The 6,216-nt window shown below is 37.8% G+C and carries 5 protein-coding genes and 3 pseudogenes; 4 read left to right on the top strand and 4 right to left on the bottom strand.

The genetic code is table 11. The features are described from left to right. Positions 1 to 258: 258 nt before the first annotated feature. Positions 259 to 708, bottom strand: a complete 450-nt coding sequence (locus GGQ95_RS15145) for a hypothetical protein (protein WP_159719192.1) — start codon at positions 706 to 708, stop codon at positions 259 to 261. A gap of 322 nt (positions 709 to 1,030) precedes the next feature. Here GGQ95_RS15145 and istB (GGQ95_RS15150) point away from each other — a divergent pair, with 322 nt between their 5' ends. Further along, the gene (gene istB, locus GGQ95_RS15150; protein ID WP_183187090.1) at positions 1,031 to 1,783 is read left to right on the top strand and encodes an IS21-like element helper ATPase IstB; all 753 of its coding nucleotides are present in this window, start codon (positions 1,031 to 1,033) and stop codon (positions 1,781 to 1,783) included. A gap of 284 nt (positions 1,784 to 2,067) precedes the next feature. On the opposite strand, the gene GGQ95_RS15155 is transcribed toward istB (GGQ95_RS15150), so the two are convergent. Next, on the bottom strand, positions 2,068 to 2,973 hold the full coding sequence (locus tag GGQ95_RS15155; protein ID WP_183187087.1) for a gluzincin family metallopeptidase: 906 nt from the start codon (positions 2,971 to 2,973) through the stop codon (positions 2,068 to 2,070). A 204-nt stretch (positions 2,974 to 3,177) separates the two neighbouring features. Here GGQ95_RS15155 and GGQ95_RS15160 point away from each other — a divergent pair. Next, positions 3,178 to 3,330, top strand: a pseudogene (locus tag GGQ95_RS15160) (IS4 family transposase); the annotation flags it as partial. 575 nt (positions 3,331 to 3,905) lie between these two features. Here GGQ95_RS15160 and GGQ95_RS18425 read toward each other — a convergent pair. Further along, positions 3,906 to 4,055 carry a GNAT family N-acetyltransferase gene (locus tag GGQ95_RS18425; RefSeq protein ID WP_231734616.1) on the bottom strand — a complete coding sequence of 50 codons (150 nt, stop codon included), beginning with the start codon at positions 4,053 to 4,055 and terminating at the stop codon, positions 3,906 to 3,908. 37 nt (positions 4,056 to 4,092) lie between these two features. Beyond that, a pseudogene (locus tag GGQ95_RS15170) lies at positions 4,093 to 4,227 on the bottom strand (arsenical-resistance protein); the annotation flags it as partial. Between the two features lie 122 nt (positions 4,228 to 4,349). Here GGQ95_RS15170 and istA point away from each other — a divergent pair. Continuing rightward, complete coding sequence (gene istA, locus GGQ95_RS15175; protein WP_183187088.1) at positions 4,350 to 5,552, top strand: IS21 family transposase; 1,203 nt, start codon at positions 4,350 to 4,352, stop codon at positions 5,550 to 5,552. Beyond that, positions 5,549 to 6,121: pseudogene (istB, locus tag GGQ95_RS15180) on the top strand (IS21-like element IS5376 family helper ATPase IstB); the annotation flags it as partial. The gene istA and the pseudogene istB (GGQ95_RS15180), both read left to right, overlap by 4 nt. Positions 6,122 to 6,216 lie beyond the last annotated feature (95 nt).

Here is a 6,216-nt window from a genome sequence, read left to right on the forward strand (position 1 = left end):
AACAAAAAAAGTAAATATTCAAGTTTTTTGTAAAATATACACAAAAAACATTTTATGTATATTTTTACTTTGATGTTTTTTCCTATGATGCATGTCCTGTCTAGCTTGCTCAATTTCCTTCATAATCGTATCGAAAATGGTGACTCCAGCTTCAAGTGTTGTAGTTTGTTTTTGAAGTTCTGAAACTTTTTCTCTACATTCCACTAAATAGAAAACCAGGACATTGGATCATCCATCTCCCTGGTTTTTCCTTCATTTTTATCCCATTGCTGATGTTGGGGGTTCATATATATCGATGTACTTTCCTTTCGATACTTCCACCAGCCATCCCTTGTACTTGGTGGAGTAGTCGCAGCGTACAAACCGATATGGGGCCACGGACGGCAAAAACGTTTCGTTTAGGACTACACACACCTCTTCAATATCTAAATCTTTGGGAATATCGGTGACCACATACACCTTATAATGACTACGGTGATACGCATGATATCCTTCTCGTAGGCACTTCCATTGTCCACCTCCCCCTTGTGCTTTGCGTCTCCACGCACCAACTGCTTCTCGTAGCCGTTTTTTCTCGGACTCTAATTCAGATTTCAATGCGGCTAAGTCCTTCTTGAGCCAATGATTTTCGATTATCAAGGTTTCGATCTTCTTATCCTTTTCCTGCAGTTGTTCCCTAAGCTGCATCCATTCTCTCTGATTTTCCATGTGTTACTCCCCTTTTACTTCATGTACACTTCACACAGATCCATCCGTCCCCTGCCGTGTCCTAACCACTCGTGAACCGTATCGATACATTCATTGACACTTTGATACAACGGACGCTCTTGTCGCGACACGCCAGAATCCTTCCGTAGACCTTGAGAATGGTTGTGCAACATCCGTTGAACCATCTCTTTGCCTTGTTGTATTTGATAAGCTAAAACTGAGCCACCATAGCAATTGAAAAGTGAGCCACTTTTATATGAAAATAATCCTAACATTATAGAGTTAGGAGCGTATAGAGGTGATTTCAATGGGTGCTTCATTAATGGATAAGCGACAAGAAATGATTGAGATGTGTAAAGAACTACGGTTACCAAGTATTCGAGGATTTATACAAGAAGATGATAGGTGGAAACAATACCAGACAGCAGAAGATTTCTTATATCATGCACTAGTGCAAGAAATGGAAGATCGAGAAGTACGAGCTAAAGCGAATCGGATACGATCTGCAAATTTCCCTGAAAAGAAACTATTAACTGAATTAGAGATTGAGAGATTACCGCAAAATGCGGCCTCTCGCCTCCCACATTTAAAGAAATTAGACTTCATTCAAGAAAAACAAAACGTCTTACTAATTGGGTCACCTGGAACCGGAAAAACCCATATAGCAATAGGTTTAGGGATTGAAGCTTGTTTGGCAGGATATAAAGTGTTTTTTACAACGGTAGCATCTCTAGTAAACCAATTAAAAGAGAGCCGTTCTGAAAGAACGTTACGTTCATTTGAACTGAAGTTTGAAAAATATGATTTAGTAATTATTGACGAATTAGGTTATATCTCCTTTGATAAAGAAGGAGCCGAGTTATTATTTACCCACCTTTCTCTACGGGCAGGACGGGCATCCACCATTGTTACGAGTAATTTATCATTCGATCGATGGAAAGAAATATTTCATGATCCAGTTTTAACAGCTGCTTTAACGGACCGACTAACACATCGAGCCTACATGGTGGACATGGTAGGACCATCTTATCGAATATTAGATACAAAAGAATGGTTGGAAAATAGTCAGGTTTAAGTGGCTCCGTTTTTAATTAATAAATGGCTCAATTTTTACTTGCGAAATACACATAAAAAAACATCCCTTGGAAATTATATACACTGATCGCAAACTACAATCTCAATGATGAACACTACTATAAATTCCAATTAGATCGAAAAACATATATGTCCTTTTAGGAATTAGATCGTAATGTACACCTCTTGGGATGTATTTTTGGTCACTATATACGCCTTCCAATAGGATGGATTTTTTTATGTGCATGCATACATTGGTTTTGTACGTTTTGCAACAAGTTAATATTATTGACCTGTAATTTCTTTTAATTTGTTTGAAAAATCCATATCTAAGAGTGCCTTATTTAACTTCTTATAATACGGTTGATTAAGAATCCACTGATTATTTTCTTGAATTTTATTTTTATTTATAAACGCAAGCCATTCTTCTTCTAATTCATTTAAAGATTTTTTATAAACTTGCTCGATTTTTGTTTTTAAATTTGCCTGATTGTATATGAGAAAATACTTTTCTTTTCCGTACTTATCTATTAAATATGTTGTAAAAGATCCGGCTTCGACATAACTTACCCAACTTAATGCTTCATTTCCATATACATCCACAAATTTTTCCGCTAATTTCTCATTCATTAGAACTTCTAGGGGAATATACCTTCTATTATTCACAAAATAATTCATTAATTGATGTATCGGTGTTTTCTCATTTGGAAACAGATTTTCCTTGTACTCATTCTGAATAAATACTGCTATTCCTTCTTGAGTAAAATAGCCTGAACCGGGGGTATAGCCAAATAACGCATGAGATAATTCATGAATAATTGGGGCTCTTCCTTCTAGATACCTATAGTAATGGATACTATTCCCATTCACATAACTTACTTTATTCCCCTTGCTCAATGTAATATAATACTTTTTCTCTTTAATAATAAGTGGTTTAAAATTTCTTTCCAAATAAAGAGCAGCTTGCTTCAATCTTTTTTTAAAATAACCAAGCTCCTTTGGGGTTAAGTTCAAATCATTTTTTATAATAAACTCTATACCATATTCATCCATTATAAGTTTATCTTCGAGAATATTGTTCTTACCCTCTTCACTCTGATACCTATTATTTGAATTGATTTTGGCTCCACCCTGTGAACAAGAAGCTAAAAGTAATACAAAAGCGGCTAAAAGTACGCTAAATTTTCTCATCAAAAATCCTCCTATTCTTAAAATTCATAACTCAACTTTCGCAGTGAAAAATTTATGAATAATCCTTGATTTGATAGGTTTCTTTGGGTATCTCATATTCACTTGACACTGAAAAAATTCGTCTAAAAAACAAAAAGACACCTCTTTCTTTTGGTAACTATTGGTGTCCAAACCAAAAACCAAAGAAAGAAAGGTGTCACCATTATGATAACGAAAAAAGAGTGTTTTGCGCAATTACCAAAAGAAATAAAAGACGGATTTTCTGAATTACAAATTGGTAAACATTTAAGAAAAGCTGGAATTATCAAGGCTTGTGGTTATTCTTGCTTATCGATTTTTCAACTATTATTTCTTCTTTGTGTCTAGTTACAAATCCCACACATTGAATAACAACTCCTCTAAAATATATTTTTAGAATATAAATCCATATTGATTTTATATATTAGATATTTAATATTTGATTCCTTCTTTTCTATTTTTTATCTAGACAAATAAGAGCACATGCGCTAATATTTATTATTAGCTCAATTATTTTTGAATACAATTATCATTTTTTTATACGATTTATCAAAGTTTATACGCTAAAACAGATTGCTGATTCTTGTATTCGGTTGTACATTGACATAATTGTGTATGGATTAATGACAACATTATATATGGATAAACAAATTTCTTACATAATATCGTGTTTATAGATATACATTTCTGTCATTTAATTGACACAATTATGTATCGATAAAATGATTAAAAATCTCAGTGACAGAATTAATTAACGAAATCATTCTGTCACTGATATACACCAACCTAAAATCAGGTGCCAATCAATCGATGCAAACAATTTGACTTCGACGTTCAAGTAGTACGACATAACGCCAGACATCATTTAACTTTCCGATACGTTGTCTGATCCCCACTTCACGGAATCTAAGGCTTTAGTGTAAGCGCAAACTTGAGATGTTCTCAGGAAAAAATCCGGCATTTAACGTCCAAAATCCTTTTGCCTCTGATTCTTGAATCATCGCCTGTAAGAGTTGTTTACCAATTCCTTTTCCTTGACTCTCATTTCGGATATACACACTCACCTCTCCTACCCCTGCGTATACACATCGATCCGATACACATCAACACAAAGTAAATGAACAATGGAATGGTAACTCTCACCACATCCAATGGCAAGCTGACGATTACATCTTCTTTCAATGAGAACATGACGATAATTGTAAATAACAAAGAAATCAATGTAATCGGGCTGATTCCATTGTCTGCCCCTTGCTTTCACCAAGATGTTAAAGCCGATGATAAAATCTCCAATATAGCCGGAATAAAATTCCCCACTTACAATAGAACCATCGTGTCAATGAGAGGAGCTATGGTTCGTGATGACGAGAGGGGAATTTTTTATGATCAAAGAAATGTATGAAAGGGGAATGAGTATTTCCGATATGGCGAGGAAATGGGGGATCGATCGGAAAACCGTCCGAAAATATATTCACTCCCCCAATCCCCCTTCCAAATCCAAGCGAAAACCAAGAAAAAGCAAGTTAGATCCATTTAAGCCGTATCTTCAAAAACGAATGTTAGAGGAGGGGGTGTTTAATAGCGAAAAGTTGTTTTTCGAAATTCGACAACAGGGCTATACCGGGGGAAAGACGATTTTAAAAGACTATATGAAACCTTTCCGAGAGACGGCGAAAAAGAAATACACCGTTCGCTATGAAACGCTTCCTGGCGAACAAATGCAAGTCGATTGGAAGGAAGTTGAGGAGGTCGTGATGGAAGGGAGAAAAGTCAAGTTATCGCTATTTGTGGCCACGTTAGGCTATTCGCGGATGAAATACGCGGTATTTACGACCAGCCAGGACCAGGAGCACTTAATGGAATGCCTGATTCAAAGTTTCAAGTACTTTGGAGGGATTCCAAAGAAAGTGTTATTTGACAATATGAAGACCGTTACCGACGGCCGGGAACAAGGAGTGGTGAAATGGAATAAGCGATTTTCTGAATTTGCGAGTTACTACGGATTTACTCCAAAAGTATGCCGGCCCTACCGGGCCCAGACAAAGGGAAAAGTCGAACGAGCCATTCAGTATATGATGGATCACTTCTATGTAGGAACATCGTTTGAAAGCATCGAAGAATTAAATTTCCTTTTACATCGTTGGCTCGATCAAGTGGCGAATCGGAAGCCAAACGCCACTACCGGCATTCCTCCGCAAGAGCGTTGGGCAGAGGAGTCACTCAAACCTCTCCCGTTGAAAGATTACGATACGAGCTATCTTTCCTATCGGAAAGTGCATTGGGATGACAGTTTCTCGTATAAAGGGGAGCAATGGGTCTTATCGGCCGAGTATGCAGGCACAGAAATTCTGGTGAAGAAGCGATTAAATGGAGATATTCGATTGTACTTTCGAGGGAAGGAGATTTCTCACGTGGACCAACAGAAAAAAGTGATTTCATTCGCTGAAAAAATAAAAAAGAAACAGACAGAAATGGCCGCCACCATTTCGCCTGTTTCGGTGGAAGTGGATACTCGTCCATTGTCCGTTTATGACGCATTCCTGCGAGGGGAAAGCTCATGAAAGAACGAATACACGAGTATTGCCACCAACTCCATTTGCCTGTCATGGCGGAGCGATGGTCCGCCATGGCAGAATACGCCTCTACTCATAATATATCATATTCAGAGTTTTTATTCCGCTTATTAGAGGCAGAAATCGTCGAAAAACAGGCACGATCGATCCAAACGCTCATCAAGCTGTCCAAACTGCCGTATCACAAGACGATCGATCCGTTTGATGTTACCGCGCAGCCTTCGGTGGATGAGCGCCGGATTCGAGAGCTGCTTACGTTGTCCTTTATTGACCGGAAAGAAAATATCCTCTTTCTCGGTCCACCAGGGATTGGAAAGACACACCTGGCCATTTCGATTGGAATGGAGGCGATCGCAAGAGGGTATAAAACGTATTTTATGACTGCCCATGATTTGGTGACTCAGTTAAGAAGAGCCGATCAGGAAGGAAAGCTGGAGAAAAAGCTTCGGGTCTTTGTGAAACCAACGGTTCTCATTATTGATGAAATGGGATACTTAAAACTGGACCCAAACAGCGCTCATTACTTATTTCAAGTGATCGCTCGTCGGTACGAGCATGTGTAATGCCCCCCATTGTCAAGACACAATTTCGGAAAAAATAAGTTAAGTCCTCCTTCAATTGTAATGGGGAGCGGATGCCGTTAAGCAGTCCG

The sequence above is a fragment of the Anoxybacteroides rupiense genome (genome assembly GCF_014196195.1).
In the GTDB taxonomy this organism is placed as follows: Bacteria; Bacillota; Bacilli; order Bacillales; family Anoxybacillaceae; genus Anoxybacteroides; species Anoxybacteroides rupiense.